The organism is Legionella septentrionalis (assembly GCF_003989745.1).
Lineage (GTDB): Bacteria > Pseudomonadota > Gammaproteobacteria > Legionellales > Legionellaceae > Legionella_A > Legionella_A septentrionalis.
Genome location: NZ_RZGS01000041.1, coordinates 1 through 23,326, shown reverse-complemented (window position 1 = coordinate 23,326; position 23,326 = coordinate 1). Strand labels below are relative to the sequence as shown.

The window sequence follows — 23,326 nt, the reverse complement described above, 5'->3', positions numbered from 1 at the left end:
AATATAACGAAGAAAGACCGCATGAATCACTGGGAGACTTGTCACCATTTGATTACAAGTTGATTAAAAATAAGTCGGAAAACTCTAGTTTAGGTTGGCACTAATAAGGGGAGGTTTACAACTGCATCTTTAAATCGCGTTCAATTAATAGGTAATCTCGGTGCTGATCCTAAAAGCATCGCCGGAAAAGACGGACAATCTTTTGTCACTGCCACTTTGGCTACTAATGAGTTATTCAAACAGAATGATGAATGGCAAACCAGAGTGGAATGGCATCAGCTGATGCTTTTTGGCAAGCTGACAAAGGTCGCTGAATATTTAAAGAAAGGTTCGCAGGTCTACCTCGAAGGTAAATTACGTTCCAATCAATGGACTGACAATGAAGGCAAAGCTCGTCAAGCTTTAAGTATTATTGTTAGCCACATTCAGCTTCTCAGCCCACCTAAATCAGCTGATGAATCCAGTAACAAAACCGCAGAACAGCACATGACTCAGATGCGTGAAATGTTGCAACCGGATTCAGAAGAAATTCCGTTTTAATCATACCCTACACGGGAGCAAGCTCCCGTGTAGGATTGCTCCATTTACATAAGGAGATAATTCCATGGACACCCCTTCAATCTACGTCGCCTGTTTAGCCTCTTACAACAACGCCATTCTATATGGTGTCTGGATAGATGCCACACAAAGCCAGGATGACATCATGGAAGAAATCTGGGAAATGCTGGATAACAGCCCTGAACCCAATGCTGAAGAATACGCCATACATGATTATGAAGGATTCGGCAGCATCACAATCCATGAGTACGAAGAAATAAGCAATATTGTGGAGTATGCCTCATTTATTCAAGAGCACGGAGAGCTAGGCTTTGCTCTTCTCTGTGATTATCCAGTAGATGATGCACAAACTATGTTGGAGGAACATTACCAGGGTAGTTATGATTCAGAGATTGATTTTGCCAGGCAGTTATTTGATGACTGTTATGCCCATCAAATACCGGATAGTTTGATCTGCTACTTTGATTTTGATGCTTTTGCACGGGATCTTTTTATTAGTGATTATTGTTGGGTAAAGTTTGGTAGACAGGTATATATTTTTTCAATCTATTAAGCCCCTCTTCTTTGGGGCATCTTTTTAAAACTTTAAGCTCTCAAATCACTTTGTAACTTAAGTATAATTTTTGAAAATATTTTACTAAACCATAGGTAGACTGAAATAAAGCTTGAATATATATAGAACAATGCTATTGTTCTATATTTTTTATGGATAATTAATAATTGCTTAAAGGATAAAATAGGTTCGATAGTGCAAGGGGAAATTAATGGATTCTAGATCCATAGGCGGTATTTTATTAATTACAGGAACTTCCATTGGTGCTGGTATGTTGGGGTTACCCATTGCAGCTGCAAACCTTGGTTTTTCAGGCTCCTTTATTCTTCTTATTGTCTGTTGGCTTGTCACCCTTGCTTGTGCTTTATTAATTCTAGAAGTGAATCAATGGTTACCCCACAACAGTAATATTATAACGATGGCTAAGGCAACCATTGGTCCGTGGGGACAAATTTTTGCTTGGATTTCCTATTTACTTCTACTCTATTCGCTCCTTTGCGCCTATATTGCTGGAGGCAGTGATTTATTTCATAACCTATTAAACCTAACTGGATATAACCTTCCTAATTGGGCTTGTGCCCTTATCTTTACTCTAATTTTTGGCTCAGTAGTTTACTGCGGAATGAGTTCAGTAGATATAGCAAACCGGGTACTGATGTTAATAAAATTCGGTACTTTATTTATGGCAGTCTTTTTCCTTATTCCATCAATTTCGGTGCATAAACTTGCGTCAGGCAATTTACACTATCTTACCTCTGTATCTGCAATCATGGTCACTACTGCAGCATTTGGTTGGGCAACACTAGTACCAAGCTTAAGAGTTTATTTTGAAAATGATATTAAAAAACTTAAACGAGCTATTTTTATAGGCAGTCTTATCCCCGTTATTTGTTATATCATTTGGGACGCAGCCATATTAGGCGTAATTCCTTTATTTGGTAAAAACAGCATTGAATTTATTGCGCAAACATCTAATTCAACAAGCAGCTTGGTGAATATTTTAAGTGTAACAATGTCTAATAATTCCATTACTTTCTTTATTCGCTTATTTACATCGGTTTGCGTTTTAACATCATTTTTAGGCGTTGCTTTATGTTTAACAGATTTTTTATCGGATGGATTACAGCTAGAAAAGAAGGGAAGTAATAATATCGCCATCCATCTTCTAACTTTTATACCAGCGCTCCTAATTGCTATTTATTTTCCAAATGCATTTATGAAAGCACTTGAATATGCTGGTATTTGCGCAACTTTCCTCTTGATCCTTTTACCTGCCTGGATGGCCTGGTGTGGGCGTTATCAACGGAGTATTGCAACAGGTTTTAAAGTTTATGGTGGGAAGCCTTTTTTAGCAGCGATTATTGTACTTTCAAGCTTAGTTATTATTCGCGGCATATTAAACTAAGCTTTATGCTAAAAGTCTCAGTGTATAAAAAATTTATAGTTAAACCTAATCAAATTTTAATTACAGTGGCTTTTAGCGGAACGATTAAGAGTTATTATTAAATAACAAGCAAGTTGCCTCTGCTATGCCTTTTACGATTTGAGCTGAAAATAGACTGTAATGATCTGCGTCTACAGACGTTATTGTATAAGTTCCTAATTTAAATATTTCTTTCCACTTCTGATCAGGATTAGTTGTTAATGCGTTTGATTGCTTACATCGAAACATATGAACTTTTAAAGTAAAATCGCTTGCTTGATAATTTTCATATAGACTCCAATTGAATATATATTGATCTACTAATTTAGAAAAAAGAGCAAACTCCATAGACTTATGAAAAATCTTTTTTTCCAGTAAAACATTAAATATTTTTTCTCTAAATAACTGAGACTCATCTAATAATTGACTTAAATCAATTCGACACTGACCTGCAATATTCAATCCAAATTGTTGCAATAATTGCTGCTCTCTAGGTTTAGTATTATCTAACCGAATGAAATCACAAGGTAAATAACTGTCATACAATACTAATTGGGGCACTTGAAAACCTTCTTTACAGAGTAATTTTGCCATTTCGATGGCGACAATTCCGCCAAAAGACCAGCCGCCTAAATAATAAATTTTCTCTGGAAAATCTCGCTTAAGTTTCTCAACATATACTTTAGCCAAATCCTCAATAGTGGCACATGTCTTTACCTGATTTAACACAGTTTGAATGGCAATTAATGAATATTTTTTATCCCAACCTTTTAACAAGTGATAGTAATTAATCGCTCCTCCACCAATAGGGTGAACACATATAAAAGGAGGATTTCCAGCTTGAATATGACATGGGACAAAAACATCAGAAATAATCGGTTCTTGATTCATATTCTATTTAAACCTAATTTATAAAAAAAACGTATCAACAGCAGTGCTTATAGAAAAATTATCTGTAACTGTATCTTTGCCGTTGCCATAAACAAATTTTGCAATATCGCCAAAGGTTGAATACTCAAATATATCCGCAATAGATATAGATTTATCAGGAAAAAATTTATGAATTTCATCTACTAAATGAACGACTATCAAAGAATTACCACCCATATCAAAAAAATCAGAACTATCAGTTATTTTACTAGGCTCAATTTGAAATATACTAGACCATATAGCTTTTAATTGATTATCTGGCTGATTTTCAGCGCTCAAGTTATTAACAGTATAACGCAACCCGTGAAGATCAATTTTTCCATTTATAGTTATAGGAAATTTGTCTATGGCAAAAAAATGAGTTGGAATCATGTAGTCAGGAACTTTTTGCGCTAGTTTTTTTCTAACCGATAAAATAACATCTTCTGTAGTAGAAGATGGATTATGAATAAAAAAAGCAACGAGGGTTAATGTTGAATAGCTCCCCTCTTCGGCAATCACAATTGCTTGCTCAATTTCAGAAAAATGATTTAAGTGCCATTCAATTTCACCTAAATCAATGCGGTTTCCTCTAATTTTAACTGTTTGATCAAGTCTACCCAAAAAAAAATACCCTTCAGAATTTATCTCAACTTTATCTCCAGTTTTAAAATACCGTTTATTGTTTACCGTAACAAAATACTTTTTAGTCAGCTCATCATTATTCCAATAAAAAGGAGATAAACCTATACCGGCAAGATAAAGCTCTCCAACATTTGTCTGGTTAAAATGGTCATCGAAAATAGCAACCTCCATATTATCTATTACTCGCCCCAGGGGAACTGGGCTGTTTTGGTGCAATGGCGACGTTAGCATGCATAAAATGCTAGCTTCGGTTGGACCATAGGCATTAAAAATTTGTCTTTTTTGAGAATACCATTTATTTAAAATATTTTTACTGAAATTTTCTCCGCCAGCAATTATTTTAGTTACGTTTGGTAAATCGCTACTAGGAGTTGCCAATAGTACACAAGGAGGCAATAAAGCGGTGGTAATTGCATAATTTCTTAGTGTCTTATTAAGTATCTCTCCAGGTAAAATGTCTTGAGGAGCCGTTATAATTAAACGCGCACCAGATAAAATTGCTGTAAAAATTTCCCAGATGGAAGCATCGAATGCAATAGATGAAAATTGCAAAATTTTATCATTGTGGCTTAGCGATAACATTTTTAAAGAGTAATTAAGCGTATTAACAAGACCTTCATGGTTAATCACTACACCTTTAGGTTGGCCAGTAGAGCCGGATGTATAAATAATATATAAATTATCTTTTACAGAATAACTCATAGCCTCTAAATTACTGTCGTCATAACTTGCAAAATCAGCTAACTCATAGTTAATTGCATTGATATTGAGTTTTACTAACTCATCTTGCTGTATGCCATCGTGTATTAATAAATCACATTGTGCATCATTTAAAACAACAAGTTTGCGCTCAGTTGGCCAATTTGGATCAATAGGTAGAAAAATAGCTCTCATTTTGATACAAGCGAGCAAAGCGAAAATGTATTGACTGGATCGTTGAAAGCATAAAGCAATGACTGGTTGTGTAGTGTCAGTTTTTTCGATACGGTTTAATAAGAACCTAGCAAGTTGATTTGCAACACTATTTAGTGTTTGATAGTTATATTCCTTCTTATTATATTCTATTGCAATTAACGAGGATTGTTTTACAGCCAATACTTCAAGCCGCTGTATTAAAGAAGCCATAGGTACATAGTCTTTTTTAATTATCTGGCTTATTGGTAATTGCTTAGCGTCCTTATTGATAACACTTGCTATTAAATCTTTAAAACTATCTAAAAGCATTTGTGCAGTTTCACTTTTAAATAAGTGAGTATTATAGCTAAATGATATGCCAATAGTCTGATTATTTTCGTTAATAATACAACCTAAATCAGTATTGCCAGTATGATTAAAGATTGGCACATAATCTAATCCTACCGCTTGTTTAAAAGATTGAAGATTATTGTTTAAAGAAAAAGGTAAATCGATATTAATTGCCACTCTAAGTAGCTTATTTATCTTACCTGACAATTTTAGCTTTTCAACCATTAAACTAAACGGTAACGCTTGATATTCTAGGCATTCAAAAATTTTCTTTTTAGTAGCGCTAAAAAATTCATGTAAATTTGCGCTCGGTTCAATCTCGAATGCCAATGGCATTTGATTAATAAAATGTCCAATTACGTCTTTGTAATTCGTAAATCTATCTTTAGGGTTTGTTGGAAAGACGATAAGAAAATTATTTTCTTGAGTTTCCCGAGCAATAAATAATCCAAATAGACAGGTAATAAAATTAAATAAACTTAAAGAATTTTCTTTACAAAAATTTTTAATATTGTTAGAAAAATCTTTACTAAATTCAAAGGAACAACACTCAGTAAGGGCTAGGTTATTAGAAGAAAAATCGATTGGCAAATTTAAAGGTGTTTTGATCTTTTCAAACGTTGGCAACCAGAATTCTACCGCTTGTTGAATAAATGTTGGGGTTAGCTTAATTTTTTGATTTGCAATGTATTGAGCATATCCTGTATTTACTAATAATTTTCGGTCACTAACACTATTTAATTTTAATTGTTCATAGTTATTTAAAAAAGCATTAATAAAAATATTGACAGACTCGCCGTCAACAAATAAATGATGAAAAACAAATACTAGGAGATACTCTTTTTTATATTGATATAACTTTACTTTAAAGGTAGGGCCTTTAGAAAGATCTATAGGTATACGCGCATACTGCTTAATTTTATCAATTAGCGTCGACTTTGCCCCTTTATAAATTTCAATAGGGGTAAGTTGTATAGAAATAGAATCGATATCCATTACCTGCTGTTTAAGTTCATAACTGAATTTATTACCAATAGTATTCCTTAACATAGGTTGACAGTAAGCAAGCTCACGGATTGCTTTTTCAGCTACCGCTGGGTCTATGTCTTTAAACGATAAACAAATGGGAATCGTATCAATACAATAGTCTTTTTCTAATTTAGAGTTAAACCAAACTGCCCTCTGTTCGTAGGATAAAGGTTGAATTAAATTTAAGCTACTATTAACCTTGTCTACCTTTTTAGCTTGAATAAAACCTTCTTGAATTAAGATATCAATTGAGCGTTCAACAGCAAGATAAAATTGCTCTAAATCATCACTTGTATGAGCAGAAGTGATAAAACAATTTCCTTGATGAAGATAATGGATGCCATGAAATTGTAATAATTTACCAAATAAAGTTTTCTCGTGGGCATGGAAAAAATTAACAGCACCTACCTCTTCACTTTCAAATCTAAAACGGAAAAGAGAACCAAAATAAACTACTTTAATGGGTGCACCTTTTAAAGACATCATTTGATTTAATCTTTCAACTAAACGAGCCGTTTTTTGATTTAATTCTTGGTAAAAGGACTCGCCTAAAGCCTTTACTTTTTTTAATATTGCATAAGTAGCAGCGATTTTGTAAGGGTTATGAGTATGAGTGGCACCCATAAAAGTAGTTTTATTGCTAGGTATACTTTCATCATTAAAAACCCATTGTCCGCCATCAACAATACTCATGAATTTAGCTTTTCCAGCAATTATGCCGCCTGTAAAACCACCACAAACAATTTTTCCATACGTTGTGATATCAGGTTTCACATCAAAAATACCTTGCGCGCCTTTAGGATGAACGCGAAACCCGGTAATCATCTCATCAAAAATTAAAACAATTTGATGCTGTGTACATAATTCTCTAAGTTCATTTAAGAACTCTCTAGGTTGAATATCAGGAAAGCGGCTTTGCACGGGTTCAACCAAAATAGCAGCAAGATTTTGAGCATTTTTTTTAATGAATTGCAACGATTCATGAATATTATAAGGCAAACAAATAACATCTTGTACTGTCCCTTCCGTAATACCAAGATATTTAGGTTTTGCTTGGTAATTTTCACTACCATTAACCATTAAACCGTCTGTAAGCCCATGATAACTTCCTTTAAATAACACTATTTGTTTCTTAGAGGTAAAGGCTCGTGCTATACGCACAGCAATCATTACTGATTCAGAACCAGATTGACAAAAGGTTACTCGTTCATTGCCCGTTAATTCACAAAATAATCGTGCAGTTTCATTTAATAAAGAAGATTCGAAAGAGAGCGCGCCACCTGCTGAAATCATTTGATTAATTACCGGCTCTATAATTTCTTTATTGCCATGCCCAAACAAGTTGGCGCCAAAATCCCCTGCCATATCAATATATTGATTACCATCAATATCAGTTATATAAATACCAGCTGCACAACGAGCAACTAATTGATACCAGATTGGTTTAAATTCTTGAGCATAGAAATGAGCTAGTCGCATATCTGCAAAAAATAGGCGCTCTGATTGAGCAGACTCATAGCTTTTAATTGTTTTTTTTATGAATTGATCAAAAAAATTATTAAGAAATTTCTGTTGATTATCACTTAAAACCCAGGTTCTTTTTGATTCTTTTATTAAATCCTTCTTGCTAGCAGAATTACTTATATGCTGATTTTTTTCTTGATCAAGGATTGTGATAAACTCAGTTAATTGTTTAACAGTTGTTATCTCATAAACAAATTTACTTAGATGAATTTGAATAGCGAAGATTTCTTCTATTTTTATAACTAGTTGTTGCAAACTAATAGAATCAAATCCTAACTCTGTTAGGCTGCTATTATCAGGAATATCATCTGTGCTGCTTAAATACAAAATATCAGTAAGAATCTTTTTAACCAAATGCGACTTAGGCTGTGGATTTAAAATATCCTTTCTTGCCATTTTATCTTGTAATTTCTTAATTCCTTGGAATGCGTCATGAGCAGAAATTTTCCCGGTTTTTAAATCTTCTAATATATTATTTAAATTCATTTCGTATACACCCACTCATCTTTGCCATATAAACGTTTAGCATAAACATTGCAATTTCTGCACTGATTAATTAATTTATCTGATTCAGTAATTTGTATTGAGTCAGGTTGATAATCTAAAGTCATAATATGGGATAACCACGCTTCTTGCCCCATCGCATAAATATAGACTTCTTTAGCTTTAATAGATTGAATTAAAGCATATCCTTTGTTCGCATCAGAACCGGAATAACGGCGTGATTGGCTATGAGCATGTTTGACTTTTGTAGTAAGCAAAGGGCCATAAATCCAACTTAACGGAGCACCTAAACACTCCATACCTAAAAACAGAGTATCTATAGCTCCTACTTTTTCATAAAGATAATCATATAGTGCTGAATCAAGATTATTTGAATCAGCCGCAAATAAAAATTTTTTACCTAATAGTTCAATATAAAAAGATGATTTACACTGAATATTTAAATCACCATGCTCGCCTAAAAAAGGAAAACTAATAATAGTTCCATCTGGAATAGCGATACCTTCCATTTTATCCAATGGAATCAACCCTTGGTAACCTTGCATACGTAGAATTTGTCTTACATCGGGATCTAAAAGAGTGCCTCCAAGTGATCTCGGAAAAACAAAATGTTTAACTTTATTTTTCAAAAACATTAACGTTTCGAAGGCAATATGATCTAAATGATTGTGGGTGAAAATCACGTAATCTATTACGTCAGGTAGATCATTTAAACTAAACCTATTAACTCCTGACTCGGTTTGATAATAGCTTATTAATGGATCAAGTAATATTGTTGTAGCTTTCGTTTGTAGTAATATACATGCATGACCAAAATAACGAACACGAACACCTTCTTCCTGATAGTGTCTTGACTCTTCTTTTTTTAATGGTTGTTCAGCAAAATAGCTACTTAATTTATCCTTGTCTACGTTAAATTCATCTGATAGTTGACTTAAATAAACGCCTTGCTCGCGAGAATTACAAAGTGTATCTAACATGGGTGATTTTAACGTGCACGATAATTCCAATTCCTCTTTGGAGCAAATCCTTGGCGTAGACAGTACAAATTTCCGCTTATCATCATATAAAGGCGTTAACAATATAGACTGAAGCTTTTCATTATAAAAACGATCGTATAAGGGTTTCTCAAAAAAATGAATCATAGGAAAATTATTATGATCATAAACTAATTCAATACAGCCCTTTAAACGTTGTGGAATTTTGGCATAGGAATTTTCTAACGAATGACCATTTCCATCTTCTAAAATTAATTTATTTAAATCTTCAATATCTTGTGCTAAAGCCACCAAAGGTGCTGTTTGATGCTTCATGTTGATATAGATGTCATTGATTTTGGCTAAATTTTCAGCGACAATATTCATAAATTGGCCGCCAACCAATTTAGGATTTTCTGCCGCACGTTGATGCAATTCAGGTGATGAAAGATAAGACTCAATAGTCTTTAAATAGCGATTTTTTAAAAATAAACCAGCCGTATGAGGTGGTAGTAAATAAGACCATAAATACCATCCACAAAACAAAGGCTCAATAGCAATATTAGGCTTAAGATAAACTTTTTTCATTAGTGTCTACTATATTGTGTTTAATTTTTCTAAATGGGTTAAAAAATCAATTAATGAGTTATCATCCATGTGTTCAAGATCCTTTAAATCAAATTGATTTTTCAAATTGTGCTCATCAGAATACCAATATCTTTTTTCTGCAAATGTATAAGAAGGCAAATGAACTCTATTTAGTTTTCTTCCTGAAAAAAATTTTTCCCAATCAATCGTAGCTCCCTGAATATAAATCTGGGCTATTATATTGATATATTCTAAATATTTTTCTTCATTATTTTTTACACTTTCAAGATCATTTAAAATAATTTCTTGCAATTTATTATATTCAGTCATTGCTGCTAAATTATCAGCTCCAGCTTCTTCGTAAAAAAAGCCTGGAAACGGTTGAGGATAGTCTTGTGAATTGGATAAACAGTAAGCTATTTTGTGTTTTAACGCTTGAATATTATTAATAACGAAAGCACAACGATGAGAAAAATGATGACGCCCAACCCCTAAAGTAAATGCTATTTCTTCAATTGAGCTATTAAAATCAGATTGCAAAAGCCATTTATAAAAACAGTTAATTTGCACTAACAAATTTTCTTTATTTTTAGCTGAAAATACAAGTAAATAATAAGGATTTCTGGGCTGACTTAGTATAGACTGCGGAAATTCTTCAACAACAATATGGGCATTAGTTCCGCCGAAACCAAATGAACTAATACCTGCTCTACGTAAGTGTGCGCTACCTTGTTCACTTTCAACTGTAGGCCAAGTAGATGTATTTTCTACTATATAAAGAGATGATTCTTGGAGGTTAATATGTGGGTTTAGCTCGCTAAAATTCGCGATTCCTGGCAACTGTTTATAGTGCATTGACACAATAACTTTAACTAATCCAGCCAGACCAGCTGCAGCTTCTAAATGTCCGATATTTGTTTTTATTGTACCTAAACCGCAATAAGAGTACTGCGGCTTTTCCTGACTCATTTCTTTAAAAGCCAATGTTAATGCCTCAAGTTCTATTGGATCACCTAATACAGTTCCTGTTCCATGTGTCTCAATATAACTTACAGTGTGCAGAGGTATTTTTGCTTGATTATATACCGCCTGAATTAATCTTTTCTGCGCTTGAGGATTAGGAGCCGTTAATGAATTTGCCTTACCGCCATGATTCACAGCCGAAGCTATTATAGTTGCATAGATGCTATCTCCATCTTCTTTAGCTCGAGCTAGCGGCTTAAGACATAATGCTATAATTCCTTCTCCACGCACATAACCATCGGCTTCTCGATCAAACGTTTTACAACTACCGCTTGGCGATAACATACCGGCATCTTCAAATGCTTTAAAAAAACTAGGCGCTAATAAAAGATTAGCTGCTCCAACGACAGCCTGCTCGCACTGCTTTGTCTGTAGCGCTGTTATGGCATGATGCAACGCTACTAGAGAGCTAGAACAAGCAGTATCTATTGTTTCGCTTGGGCCAGTAAAATCAAACCAATAAGAAATCCGATTTGACATCATCGCAGGAGATGTGCCAGTTACCGAGTAGGCCGAATTTATGTTTTCTTTGCGAAGAAGTTCTTGATAATCATAAGTTGATAAACCAACAAACAAACCCGTCACTAATTTTGAATAAACCAGGGGGTTATAGCCAGCATTTTCAATAGCCTGCCAAATAACTTGTAGCAATAAACGTTGCTGTGGATCCATAAGTTGAGCTTCACGAGGAGAAATATTAAAAAAAGAAGCGTCAAAACCATCCACGTTATTTAAATATCCAGCTTGCCAAGGTAGCGGTGAATCTTTGAATCGCTCCACTGGCATAGCTCCTACCACATTGTGTTTCTTTGATAATAATTCCCATAAACTCTCAACATCATTGATGCCTTTGGGAAAACGAAAAGCCATCCCAATGATCGCAATTTTGTCTTGATGGTGCTCTTTATCAATAGAAGAATGCTTAGACTGGTTTAAAATTAACTCATTAACTTTACCTTTAAGTTTTAAGCGCTGTTTAGGAGTTAATTGCTCAAATTGCCATTTTAATTTTTCTTTGAAGCTCATAGACATCCGTTTAAATAGCAGAAGATATAATTAAACTTAGTGCTTGTAGACCCGATCCTGGCGTGTAAAAAACCATATTATCCCCTTTTTTAATTAAATTATTTTTATAACCTAGATATAAAGAAACGGGCACGTTACATGCAATCAATCCGCCATAATCTTGAAAAGTATCTACATAATGAGCATTTTTTAAACCTATTAAATTTTGGGTAGTAGAACGAAACCATAGATTTCCCTGGTTAGTTGCAAAAAATTGAATATCATCTATTGATAAACTTGTATTATTGAGAGCCTGTTCTGTTAAGCATTTACTTTGTTGTACGCTCCATAAACACGTGTTAAATCCTACCGATGCATCTTGCTCATATACTTCTAATTTTCCTGTGTCATACCAGCATTTTTGTGGAACGCCGATAGCCATTAATGGAGAAATTTTCGTATAAGTAGATGTTGCAGAGGATAAAATGCCAAAGTCTGTTTCGCCAATCACTACTGCGGTAGCTATATCGCCATATAAGGTCGATGATTTTTTTGTATAATCTAATAGGCGGCTCATTCCTGATGATTGAATTAATAATCCCTTTTTATGTACTCCATTTTCAATTAAAGAACGGCCTAAGATTAATTGCATAAGAAAGGCATTACACATACCTGCAACACCATAAACCATGCAACTGGCAGACAAGTTCAGTGCTTTATGAACGAAGAACCCATTTGTCTCGCATAACGAGTTAGGCAATGTGCTCTGAGAGATTATAAAATCAATATTCTGCGGTTTAAGACCGGCGTGCTCTATAGCTTCCTTTGCTGCGCTAATTTCCATTTGCACACAGTCTTCTCGTTCTTCCATGATATATCTATTTTTACAGCCGTCAAAAATATCGTTCTTACTTGCATCTAATCCTTGCAATATCAAACCAGCTTCTGGAGGCATTTCTTTAACATACTTAGCCAGTTGTTCTAAACCCTGATTTATTTTTTCTTTTTCTTGTAACCAATTTTGAATAACTGCTTGAGGCCACCAATCATTCGTACGGGTTTGTTGAGGGTGATATAATCCTAAACCAAGAATACCAACTGCCATTTAAAAAAACACCTTGAGTAAATAATAATTGCCATTTTAATAGATATTAATATTCATGACTAATATTATTGTTTAAATATTTTCTTTATGCGCACTATAGAACCTTGAGTGTGAATTAACGAGCAATTTGATCATGACATTTATATTTTTTACTATAAGCTTCGCTTTTACTAAAATCATAGGTTAGCTAGGATTTTCTAATGAGCGCTCCTCTCATTTCATCAGTACTCTCAGCTGAAACGTTAAGAAGCTTGTGCAATAACGATCTTGCTGCCATTTGGATTAAAGAATTTTATCCGCTTGCATTATGTGAATGTGCCGTCGACAAAATTTTACACTCTAATAAAATAACCTATTATTCTGAAGCACCGGATTTTAAACGCATAGGCGATCCTTACTCACTTGCTTATGAAAGTCATAAAAATTATTTTTGTGCAGTAGAAGACTATTTTTTTAATACTTTAGGCACGATTAACCATATTAGAGATTTATTTCACCCTTATTACTCCCCTATCGATAATCTTCGCTTAAAACTAGACGAAAGTTGGCCCGGCGGCGCTTGTTTAAAAACCGTAAAACATCAAAAATATCTGGCAGGAATTATAAGAATATTAACATCTGATACTGGAATTCCCCCTCACAAAGATCGCTATTTAGCCCTCTACCCTGACATTGATAACACTTATCAGCATCAAATTACAGCAAATATATACTTAGCAGTGCCCGAAGAGCAGGGAGCACTAATGTTATGGTTAGATTCAAATAGCGATATACCTATTAACCAAGAAAATAATCTTGCCGTCTTTAGTGAGCTTGATCTAGGGCCGCCTAAGTTAATTATACAACCCGCACAAGGTGATTTAGTCTTATTTAATCCTTGCTTATTGCATGCGGTTGCAGCTAGCTCACAAGGGCTTAGAATATCCTCTGGACTGTTTATTGGCTTAAGTGACATAAATAAGCCCCTTGAATATTGGAGTTAAAATGGCCATTAGAAAAAAACTATCCTTAAAGCTAAAAGTAATAAATTATATTATCAAAAAGCCATTGGAGTTTTTAATTACTCATACGTCCAAAGTTCAAGGAAAAAATTTTTATGATATTGCCCAATTTCCTTGGATTAAAATATTACAACAATCCTTTACAGAAATTTGCAATGAGTGCATCAACGTTGCTCATCCTAAACAAATACCTAATATACAAGATGTATTATCACAAGAAACACCCATTGCTTGGGATGAAAATTGGAAAGTTTATTTTATCTATTTTTTTTGGCATTTAGTAAAAGAACATAGCGAAAATTGCCCAAAAACTACGACCATTATTAAACAAATCCCGGGTGTAGTCTCCGCTTTTTTTTCTATTCTTGCTCCCGGAAGAGAAATTCCTGAACATCATGGCCCCTATAACGGCGTTTTACGCTGCCATCTAGGCTTAATCATTCCGAAAGAACAAACAAGCGGATTAAAAGTAGGTGAGGTTATAGAGCATTGGATACCAGGCAAAGTAATCATTTTTGATGATACTCAACCTCACTCCGCCTGGAATCATTCTGTAGATGAGTATCGCGTAGTACTTTTTATCGATTTTTTAAGACCTCTGCCCTATCCTGTTCATCTTCTAAATAAATTGTTTTACCAATTCTTAAGTACTGATAAAGATATTCAAGAAGGGCTAGATTATCTCAAGAATCGCAAATTAACTTTAGCTAAAATTCAATTTTAATGCCTTAAGTTTTGTTAAAACAGTTCTTACTTTTTTGCCTTTACTGTTAGACCATGACGCAGCATAATGATGATTGGCCATAGATTCTTCTTTTAAACTTATAAAATCAGTGGAAATTCTTTTGCCATCTGAGATAGCATGTTGAGGCAATATAGGGTAAAAATACGTTGAAGGTAAAACAATATTACGTTCAAGAGGCGTATCTGCACAAAAGAATACTGCGTCCCTAAATGACATCATAGTAGACAGCACCACTTTAATTGATTCGCCTTGCCAAATATAGTTCAAACCATTATAGCGTTTTGATGCAGCAATCATCGGTAAGCGTTCACGTATATTATTTATTGTTTTTTCTAAAATAGGATGCCCAGGCTTTGCTCCAATTAAAGCATTCATTATTTGCAATGTCGGTGTAGCTACTTTTCTTTTAAATACTCCAATTCTTGGCGGATATTCAGGTAAAATACCTGCAAAAAAATCATACTGATGAGCTAAGCGATCAAAATTAGCCAAACACTCAAAATCTGTGTCTGTATATAATCCTCCCCAGCGATACAATATTTCATAGCGAATGATGTCAGCTTTTTGCGCTATATTACAACAATACTTCCACAAATCTTTAGTAAAAAAATTTTCAGCCTCAACTTCTTTGTCTGTCCATAATTTTAATTGCCAATCAGGATGAAATTTTTTCCATGACGCTTGATATGCTGCAAAATAATCAGGAATAGGCTTTTCTCCTATCCAAATATGATGAATTATTTTTGGAATTTTTGCAGTTACTGCCTCGCTTACAATCTCTGGATTATTTTTAATAAATAAATCCCGGCAAAAAAAATATCGCTTGCAATTACGTTCAGTACGGAATTGATTTCCAAAGTATATATGCCCTTTTCTTCCCATACTAAGGTCAAATTCTTGTGCATAAGGATTTTTACTTTCTAAAAGTTTATCAATATTGATTTGATTAGAATGTAGAATTTTTTCTTGCTCATCAATCCAAGAAAATTCCGATAAAGCTAAATTGTTATCCATGGTACTCCGTTGGGTCTTTTAAATAATCAAAAGGCTCTGCGCTATAAACGATATTATGTCTTATTGGAGATTGGTCGAAAATTTCTTTACAATTTGGGTGAAACTTAAAAGGAATATCTGGATCAACCCAGCGAGATGTATGAATCATAGCAACCATATGACGCGGACGATTACTAAAATTCGGCATACCTCGATGCCACATACGTGGATCACGAATAACAATACTTCCTTTTTTAAGGTTTAAACGAATTGGAGGCGAATATTTTCTTCGTGCTTCTAAAACCTCTACAGGAACTGTTTTATTTTTAGAAAGATCCATAAAGTCACACACGAAACTAAAATCCTTATGAGAACCTGGCCAGATTTCAGTACTGCCATTAAATTCCGTCACTTCTTCAAGAACAACATTAACCACTAAATTAACCGGCGGATGACCAAGGTAATCTTTCCATAAATGCCCAAAATCACAATGCACTACCTGTGGTTTTGAGTTAGGGCAACTAGTATTTGCACTATAAAAGTTATTAATTAAATCATTCCCTAAGATTGATTTAGTAATTGCACATACTGTTTTATTAGCAATAATTTCTTCAAATATATAAGGGGCAAAAGGCGGAGGATTAATTTGCAAATGACCTTCGGCAGAACCATAACCACCGCGCTCGCCTCTTAGGGTAAGCGTATGTGCATCACTGTTCATTTTAGCATTTAAAATGTCTAAACAAAATTCTGGAACGAGATCTTCAAGAACAGTGTAACCTAACACTAAAATTTCTTCTTTATGTTTTTCTAATTGCAATGTTTCCATAAGAGTACTACTTATTAACTATTAAAAACCTCTTCAATTTCATCAGTTGCAAGAAATTGAAATTCATAAGCCATTTCATCTAAATTGACATTAAGATCAGAGTCGACTTTGCTAATTTTAGGGTAAAGATATTGAAATAAATCCTCACAGGTTGGGTAATGCCAAATGAGAGTGGAAGGAACATTAACTTCTTTAAATTGCTCATTAATTTTCTGTGCCAATTGCACTGCCATAATGGAATCAAAACCTTGCAACCCAAGTGATTCACTAAGATTAATATCTTTAATATCTATTTTTAATAAATTTACAATTTGATTTAACAACCATTCCCTTAATGAAGCGCTAGAGAAACTTTCAGGAAATCGTTCAATAGCAGGCATAGAGTAATTCAAAATAGTGCTATTTAAAGACTGAAGGAAATGAACACTGTCCATTCCATTAATTAAGCGGTGATCAAATGTAATCGATAAGCCGCGGTTCCCTTTTTCGCTACTGTTCTCATAGAGAGCGCCTAAGAACAATACTGCTACTGAAGGAGGAACCAATACCGGCGAACCTGAAATAACAAGTTTATCACCCATATAACTTAGCAAAATATGGGGAGAAATATTAACTTGCTCTTTACCTTCTAGGGCAAGTTTTACTTTTTCGTGTAAAAGAGCAATAAACTCAGAAAAACATAAAGTATCTGCTTCAGGAATAACGGCTATTACCAATTCACCTTCTTGAGTATAAACAGCGATTCCCAAATTAAGATTTTTATATTCTCTTACCTTGTTATTTTGCATTAAAAAAGAACGAAATTTAGGCTGATTAGTGCAGGTTTGGGCAACACAATAAGCAAAAACCTGAAAATCTGAAATGAAAGGCTTTGGCTGATGTGGAAAATATTGCTGACATAACCTAAGACTAGCTTGTCGTAATCCATCAACAGAGAGCAGACTATTTATAAACCCCGGAATAATTTCTTCTTTGCCACGAGCAAACCTTTGAATTAATAAACGCTGCTGCGGTGATAATGTTTGTTCTTGATAGCTCAACATACAATCTTTATTTTCCTTTTTTGCTAACAAATAAGCATCAACATCTTTCTCTATGATTATTTTATGAGAAACAATCATTCCACTAATTTCTTCTTGACTCATACCCTGAGATTTACAATAGGCACGAATACGCGGAGATAAAGTAATTAAGTTATCATTTTTACTAGGCTTATTTAAAGAGCTTGTCAACCCAAATGAATAATCTTTATTTTGGTCATTAACCTCTATTTGGGCGATAAAATCGCCGACTTTTAACACGTCACCAGGAATAGCAAGCCATTTTACAAGTCTACCCTCATAAGGAGATTCAATTTCAACAATTGATTTATCGGTTTCAATCTCATAAATAATTTCATCTTCTTTTATTAATTCTCCTGGATTTTTAAAGGTATTAAGCACTTTTACTTCATATAACCCTTCACCCATTTGCGGTATAGATAGATGAGTTAACTTAGGTAAAATCTCAGCAATAGTTATAAAGTCTTTCTGTTTATTTTTCATGATATATTAATGGTTTAAAGTAATATAAATGGCTTCACAAATGCTTTCTACATTTGGCAAAGCGAATGCTTCTAATTTGGGATGATAAGGAATATGGATATCCTGCCTAGCTACAATTTGCGGAGAAGCATATAAGTAATTAAAACAACGCGGATTAGTAACCATTTCAGCAACCACGCTAGCCCCAAAACCACAGGTTTTATTATCTTCATGCACTACGACAAGGCGACCTGTTTTTGCTAGAGAGCTTTCTAAAGTATCCCAATCACAAGGAACCAAAGTTCTTAAATCAATGACCTCTACTGCTATATTCTCTTTTTTCAGTTTTATAGCTGCTTGCTCGGCTAACTCAACCGTATTTCCCCAAGAAACCACTGTTACGTCTTGGCCAGTTATCCGAATTTTTGCCTTGCCAAAAGCTAAAATTTCTCGGGAATTAATGGATGCTTTTTTGCGAAAAATATGCTTTGGAATTAAAATAAGTGAAGGATCTTCATCATGAAATGCAGCCCAAAATAACTCTATAATATCTTGGGGCGTGCTTGGAATGGCAACCCGAATTCCCGGAATATGTGCCCACCAGCCGTCATTACTTTGACTATGCCACAATCCACCAGCAGGTAAATAAGCCCCATAAGGAGCATAAAGAACCAAAGGACACTTCCATTCGCTACAAGTTCGCCAGCGTAAGCTCGAAACCTGCGTTACTAATTGATCAAAACCTGGCGTAATAAAATCAATAAATTGAATTTCAAAAACAGGCTTAAAACCTAAAACAGACAAGCCTACTGCCGAGCCTATAATTGTTGACTCAGCAATGGGAGCATTCGTTACTCTATCTGGAAATTGCGTGCTTAAACCTTTGGTGAAATTAAAAGCTCCACCTTTTGGATCTTCAATATCTTGTCCAAACAACAGCATATTGGGAAAATAGGTCAAACCATAAGCCAATATTTGATTTAAACCCTGCACCATTGTTATGTCGTTTTGATAAAAGATATCTGGCAGCAATGGATATTCAGCTGACGGAGGCGCATATAAATGGTCTTGTAAATTAGTTTCTACAGGTTCTGGTTCATTTTGTGCTGATTTATATATATTCGCTATTTCTAACTTTGCCTCTTTTTGCATTTCCTTATAAGCATCAACAGTAATTAATTGTTTTGCTATTAGCGCCTCTGCTATAAAGTTAATAGGATCTTTTAGATTTTCTAATTCATCTTGTGGCCGATACAGTGCGTGATTGTCGCTTGCGGTGTGTGATTGTAAACGATCTAATTCACACCATAGAACAGCTGGGCCATGCCCACTTCTTACTTGATTAATTATGCTTTGCGCACTATCCCAAACTTGAAATACGTTATAGCCATCTATTTTAGTAAAAATTAATTCATTAAAAATGCCCATACGAAAAGGCATCATATTCTTTGTTGATGTGCTTATTGCATATTGATTATCTTCAATTAAAAAAATAATAGGCAGTTGATTTTGGATTGCGAAACAAAGGGCTTCATAAAAATCCCCTTCTCTAGTTGCCCCATCGCCAATGCTACAAACAGTGATTGTATTAGTTTTTGAAAGTTTCTGCCCCCAAGCCGTACCGACGGCAGGAGTACACTGCGATGCAGTAGAAGCTGATGTTGGAAAAATATTTAACAGCCGCGAATTAGCATGCTGTGATGAGCTTCTTCCTTTTGAGCTAGACGTTTGCTTAGCAAAAAAATCACTAGCGATAGACTTACGGCTTAATCCTTTTCCCATCATAAGGTGAGAACCTCTATAATAAGGATAAAGATAGTCTTCCCTTTGAAGCTGATAAGTCACCGCCATCAATGCTTCATGGCCTGAACTAGAAACATGACAATGAGCCTTTCCCTGCCTTATCAACATTGCTTCACGTAAATCAGCTTCGCGAGACAATAACATTAATTTAAGTAGTGGCAGAAACTTTGAATCCATATTAACTAACCATTTACCGCACATGATAAAATAAGATTCGCCAAGCTTTTTACACTTCGAAAATTATCTAAATTTATTTCCTCGTCAGGGATCAGGCAGTTAAATTCTTTTTTAATAAAAACTACTAATTGAATAGTCTGCAATGAATTAATAACACCTAATTCGAGCAGTGGACTATCTTCAGTTAGACCTGAATTAACATCATTCAGAAGCGCTGAATTAATGAAATTCATTAATTTCTGAGAAATATCATAATATTGCATATTAAATTCCTATAGCATTTTATAAAGCAGAGCGATTTAATTTTCCATTCGAATTTAGAGGTAATTCGCTAACAACACGAAGCGCGTCAATGATCATATAGCGTGGTAAATATTTAGCACAATGAGCCTTTACATTAATTAAAGTTAATTGATTACTTGAAGAAACGACATAGGAAATTAATTTACTTTCTAAACCATGACCTTCAACTTTTACCGCAGCTTGCTCGATAAAATCATGCTTCATTAATATTTTTTCAATTTCTTCTAATTCAATCCGATGTCCACGTATTTTTATTTGATTATCGATTCGGCCTAAATATTCTAATAACCCATTCGGTAATACTTTAACCAAGTCACCGGTGGAAAAAATATCTTTTTTAATACTAATATTATCTCCCCAGTAGCCCTTCATAACTGTAGGCCCTTGAATAATAAGTTCTCCTATATTACTTTGATAATTGGCATGATTTTTTATGTAAAATTTGCTGTTGCAAGCAGGCATGCCAATAGGAATAGAATGCATGTTTTTCGGTAAAAAATTACATTGATAATACATACATACATTAGTCTCAGTTGGGCCATAGAAATTAAAATAATTGATACCAGGATAAGCTTGTTGTAATTTGTAAAATTGCTTTATAGGAAAAACTTCTCCTGCAAAAATTATTATTCTCAAACTTAAGTTTTTATTATTTAAAAAATCATACTTTTGCATTATTAATAACAATACTGAAGGAACCGAATACCAAATACTAATTTGATAATGATTAATAAAATTAATTAAACTATCAGCTAAATAGGCTTTACTTTCTGGAATGAGATAGACAGAGGCACCAACGTAAAAACTTACATATAAGTCAAATACTGACAGATCAAAGTGAAATGGGGCATGGTTAGCGAAACGATCCTTTTGGCAGGGCTTAATGGTTTCTACCGACCATTTAATAAATGCATAAGCATTCTGATGGCTTATACAAATGCCCTTCGGAATACCCGTTGATCCAGAAGTGTATAAAATATAAGCCAATTCGTCATCATTATAATCTCGTGATATCAATGATTGCTCATTTAAGTTAATTGCATACCAACTATTTTTTTCTAACTCATCATGGATTAAGACTATTTTCAGATCGCCAAAACTAAAATTCTTAATTAAGCTATCTTGTGTGATTAATAAATTAAGCTGGCAGTCTTTTATAATTATATGTATTCGCTCAAGTGGGCTTTGTGGATCTAGTGGAACATAAGCGGCACCTAAACGTAGGGCCGCTTGCATCACGGCAACAGCATAACGAGATTTTGGTAAAAACAGTCCAACTTTATCGCCAGGGCCTATGCCGAGATCATGAAAAGTTTGCACCATTAATCGTATAATTTTCTCTAAATCAGCATAAGAAATACAACCTAAATAGTCAGATAAAGCTAGCGCTTGAGGGTTATTCTGACAGCTTTTTATAAAAAGCTGATGCAAATTCATAAACCCAGCTCCATTGCTATTAAATAACTCATCATTTCTGTTGTTCCAGAAAGTATAGTTGCAGGCAGAGCATCTCTTAACATACGTTCTATCCCTGCACTAGTCTTGATACCTAAAGCTCCATGCAAATGAACCGCATCTAGGCTAGATTGAATAACTGCTTCACTGATTGATAATTTAGATAAAGCAATATCAAGTTTAGCATCTTGACCTTGCGCAAGCTTCCAGCAGGCCTTGTAAAGTAATAATCGTGACGTCTCTAAACGCAATTTCATCTGGGCAATCTGATTTAAGACCAAGGGCTGAGAACTAAGGTTTTTCCCAAACTGCTTACGTTTTTTTGCAAATTCGATTGTCATATCGAGCTGTCGCTGCATCATGCCTAAATAAATCGCAAATAAACAAGCTCGTTCCCATTGCATAGAATAGTTGAAGATAGCAGCACCCTCACCCTCAGAACCTAAACGATAAGATGAACTAACTTTACAATTGTTAAAGTGCACTTTGCTTGCTGGCGCTGAATTTAACCCAATTTTTTCAAAAGGTTCCTCTTGAACTATGCCTTGATTCGTTGTTTGTACTAAGAAGCAACTAATTCCCCAATGACCTTTATTAGGGGCTGTTTTGGCATAAACCAGTATAAAATCAGCAATAGAACCATTAGTTATATAACTTTTAACCCCGGTAATTACATATTCATTTTCTATGTAATGTGCGGTAGTTGCTAACGCAAATGCATCTGATCCTGCCTGATCTTCAGTCATTGCATTAGCGCCTATCAAATTTCCATTACATAATTCAGGTAAGATTGTTTTTTTAACTTCTTGAGAAGCATATTTTGCAACTGGGACAACACAGGCAAAAAGATGCGCTGCAATAGAAAATAAAAGCCCCCTATCTACCCCAGCATGAGCAAAAGATTCAAAAATATAAGCGGTAGTTAAAGGATCCCAAGCCTTACCGTTGTATTCTTTTTCAATACAACCTCCAGTCAAACCAAATTTTGCGCAAATTTTCCACTGTTCTTTGAGAAGTTCCTTATTAAAAAGAATACTTCCATTCATAAGTTCAATATGCTTGCTAGCAAAGGAATAAGCTTGATCATATAAACCTTGTTGTAAGCTGCTCCATAAAAAATCCACAATAACTCCAAAACAATCAACAACTTTGGTCTATTTATGACGGTAGTGTGCATAATAGGCACTACAAAAACCCTCTTATTGTATAATATCTTTAGAAAATAGATATATAAAAAAGCATAGTTTTTATTAATTCGGCATGATGTTAAATTTGTAATCCCAAGGACATTGTAAACCTCCCCTTATTAGTGCCAACCTAAACTAGAGTTTTCCGACTTATTTTTAATCAACTTGTAATCAAATGGTGACAAGTCTCCCAGTGATTCATGCGGTCTTTCTTCGTTATAT

Annotated in this window: 16 protein-coding genes and 1 pseudogene; 5 read left to right on the top strand and 12 right to left on the bottom strand. The window is 34.4% G+C overall.

What is annotated here, in order from left to right:
* Positions 1–120: 120 nt before the first annotated feature.
* The 3 genes and pseudogenes from ELY11_RS10930 to ELY11_RS10920 all read left to right on the top strand — a co-directional run.
* Positions 121–540: pseudogene (locus tag ELY11_RS10930) on the top strand (single-stranded DNA-binding protein); the annotation flags it as partial.
* Between the two features lie 64 nt (positions 541–604).
* Positions 605–1,111: an antirestriction protein ArdA gene (locus ELY11_RS10925; protein ID WP_127033495.1), complete on the top strand. Its 507-nt coding sequence runs from the start codon at positions 605–607 to the stop codon at positions 1,109–1,111.
* 211 nt (positions 1,112–1,322) lie between these two features.
* The gene (locus ELY11_RS10920) at positions 1,323–2,516 is read left to right on the top strand and encodes an amino acid permease (RefSeq protein ID WP_127033493.1); all 1,194 of its coding nucleotides are present in this window, start codon (positions 1,323–1,325) and stop codon (positions 2,514–2,516) included.
* 84 nt (positions 2,517–2,600) lie between these two features.
* Here the strand turns inward: ELY11_RS10920 and ELY11_RS10915 are convergent, their stop codons facing one another.
* The 5 genes from ELY11_RS10915 to ELY11_RS10895 are packed head-to-tail and all read right to left on the bottom strand — an operon-like array spanning position 2,601 to position 13,088.
* A complete protein-coding gene (locus ELY11_RS10915) occupies positions 2,601–3,425 on the bottom strand; it encodes a thioesterase domain-containing protein (RefSeq protein WP_127033491.1) in 825 nt (274 codons plus the stop codon).
* A gap of 18 nt (positions 3,426–3,443) precedes the next feature.
* A complete protein-coding gene (locus tag ELY11_RS10910; RefSeq protein ID WP_127033489.1) occupies positions 3,444–8,372 on the bottom strand; it encodes an aminotransferase class III-fold pyridoxal phosphate-dependent enzyme in 4,929 nt (1,642 codons plus the stop codon).
* On the bottom strand, positions 8,369–9,955 hold the full coding sequence (locus tag ELY11_RS10905; RefSeq protein WP_127033487.1) for an MBL fold metallo-hydrolase: 1,587 nt from the start codon (positions 9,953–9,955) through the stop codon (positions 8,369–8,371). The genes ELY11_RS10910 and ELY11_RS10905 overlap by 4 nt, the downstream gene beginning before the upstream one ends.
* A 9-nt stretch (positions 9,956–9,964) precedes the next feature.
* On the bottom strand, positions 9,965–12,004 hold the full coding sequence (locus ELY11_RS10900) for a type I polyketide synthase (RefSeq protein ID WP_158615198.1): 2,040 nt from the start codon (positions 12,002–12,004) through the stop codon (positions 9,965–9,967).
* A 10-nt stretch (positions 12,005–12,014) separates the two neighbouring features.
* The gene (locus ELY11_RS10895; RefSeq protein WP_127033483.1) at positions 12,015–13,088 is read right to left on the bottom strand and encodes a 3-oxoacyl-ACP synthase III family protein; all 1,074 of its coding nucleotides are present in this window, start codon (positions 13,086–13,088) and stop codon (positions 12,015–12,017) included.
* 200 nt (positions 13,089–13,288) lie between these two features.
* Here ELY11_RS10895 and ELY11_RS10890 point away from each other — a divergent pair, with 200 nt between their 5' ends.
* On the top strand, positions 13,289–14,071 hold the full coding sequence (locus ELY11_RS10890; protein WP_127033481.1) for a 2OG-Fe(II)-dependent halogenase WelO5 family protein: 783 nt from the start codon (positions 13,289–13,291) through the stop codon (positions 14,069–14,071).
* Position 14,072: 1 nt separating this feature from the next.
* Complete coding sequence (locus tag ELY11_RS10885; RefSeq protein WP_127033479.1) at positions 14,073–14,813, top strand: aspartyl/asparaginyl beta-hydroxylase domain-containing protein; 741 nt, start codon at positions 14,073–14,075, stop codon at positions 14,811–14,813.
* Here the strand turns inward: ELY11_RS10885 and ELY11_RS10880 are convergent.
* Genes ELY11_RS10880 through ELY11_RS10850 form a run of 7 tightly spaced genes read right to left on the bottom strand, consistent with a single transcriptional unit; the run spans position 14,793 to position 23,041 of the window.
* On the bottom strand, positions 14,793–15,848 hold the full coding sequence (locus ELY11_RS10880) for a glycosyltransferase family 32 protein (RefSeq protein WP_127033477.1): 1,056 nt from the start codon (positions 15,846–15,848) through the stop codon (positions 14,793–14,795). The genes ELY11_RS10885 and ELY11_RS10880 overlap by 21 nt on opposite strands.
* Positions 15,841–16,656, bottom strand: coding sequence for a phytanoyl-CoA dioxygenase family protein (locus ELY11_RS10875; protein WP_127033475.1), 816 nt, complete (start codon positions 16,654–16,656; stop codon positions 15,841–15,843). Before ELY11_RS10875 ends, ELY11_RS10880 begins: the two co-directional genes overlap by 8 nt.
* A gap of 14 nt (positions 16,657–16,670) precedes the next feature.
* Positions 16,671–18,200, bottom strand: a complete 1,530-nt coding sequence (locus tag ELY11_RS10870) for a 2-oxo acid dehydrogenase subunit E2 (protein ID WP_127033473.1) — start codon at positions 18,198–18,200, stop codon at positions 16,671–16,673.
* 6 nt (positions 18,201–18,206) lie between these two features.
* Positions 18,207–20,159, bottom strand: coding sequence for an alpha-ketoacid dehydrogenase subunit alpha/beta (locus ELY11_RS10865; protein ID WP_127033471.1), 1,953 nt, complete (start codon positions 20,157–20,159; stop codon positions 18,207–18,209).
* Positions 20,160–20,164: 5 nt separating this feature from the next.
* Complete coding sequence (locus tag ELY11_RS10860; protein ID WP_127033469.1) at positions 20,165–20,422, bottom strand: acyl carrier protein; 258 nt, start codon at positions 20,420–20,422, stop codon at positions 20,165–20,167.
* Between the two features lie 19 nt (positions 20,423–20,441).
* On the bottom strand, positions 20,442–21,899 hold the full coding sequence (locus ELY11_RS10855) for an amino acid adenylation domain-containing protein (RefSeq protein WP_127033467.1): 1,458 nt from the start codon (positions 21,897–21,899) through the stop codon (positions 20,442–20,444).
* On the bottom strand, positions 21,896–23,041 hold the full coding sequence (locus ELY11_RS10850) for an acyl-CoA dehydrogenase family protein (protein WP_127033465.1): 1,146 nt from the start codon (positions 23,039–23,041) through the stop codon (positions 21,896–21,898). Before ELY11_RS10850 ends, ELY11_RS10855 begins: the two co-directional genes overlap by 4 nt.
* Positions 23,042–23,326 lie beyond the last annotated feature (285 nt).

Coding starts and splice junctions, on each gene's coding strand:
- ELY11_RS10895 (WP_127033483.1), bottom strand. CDS start 13,088: ATGGCAGTTGGTATTCTTGGTTTAGGATTATATCACCCTCAACAAACC.
- ELY11_RS10900 (WP_158615198.1), bottom strand. CDS start 12,004: ATGAGCTTCAAAGAAAAATTAAAATGGCAATTTGAGCAATTAACTCCT.
- ELY11_RS10860 (WP_127033469.1), bottom strand. CDS start 20,422: ATGCAATATTATGATATTTCTCAGAAATTAATGAATTTCATTAATTCA.
- ELY11_RS10880 (WP_127033477.1), bottom strand. CDS start 15,848: ATGGATAACAATTTAGCTTTATCGGAATTTTCTTGGATTGATGAGCAA.
- ELY11_RS10925 (WP_127033495.1), top strand. CDS start 605: ATGGACACCCCTTCAATCTACGTCGCCTGTTTAGCCTCTTACAACAAC.
- ELY11_RS10885 (WP_127033479.1), top strand. CDS start 14,073: ATGGCCATTAGAAAAAAACTATCCTTAAAGCTAAAAGTAATAAATTAT.
- ELY11_RS10915 (WP_127033491.1), bottom strand. CDS start 3,425: ATGAATCAAGAACCGATTATTTCTGATGTTTTTGTCCCATGTCATATT.
- ELY11_RS10890 (WP_127033481.1), top strand. CDS start 13,289: ATGAGCGCTCCTCTCATTTCATCAGTACTCTCAGCTGAAACGTTAAGA.
- ELY11_RS10920 (WP_127033493.1), top strand. CDS start 1,323: ATGGATTCTAGATCCATAGGCGGTATTTTATTAATTACAGGAACTTCC.
- ELY11_RS10910 (WP_127033489.1), bottom strand. CDS start 8,372: ATGAATTTAAATAATATATTAGAAGATTTAAAAACCGGGAAAATTTCT.
- ELY11_RS10870 (WP_127033473.1), bottom strand. CDS start 18,200: ATGAAAAATAAACAGAAAGACTTTATAACTATTGCTGAGATTTTACCT.
- ELY11_RS10865 (WP_127033471.1), bottom strand. CDS start 20,159: ATGGATTCAAAGTTTCTGCCACTACTTAAATTAATGTTATTGTCTCGC.
- ELY11_RS10905 (WP_127033487.1), bottom strand. CDS start 9,955: ATGAAAAAAGTTTATCTTAAGCCTAATATTGCTATTGAGCCTTTGTTT.
- ELY11_RS10875 (WP_127033475.1), bottom strand. CDS start 16,656: ATGGAAACATTGCAATTAGAAAAACATAAAGAAGAAATTTTAGTGTTA.
- ELY11_RS10855 (WP_127033467.1), bottom strand. CDS start 21,899: ATGAATTTGCATCAGCTTTTTATAAAAAGCTGTCAGAATAACCCTCAA.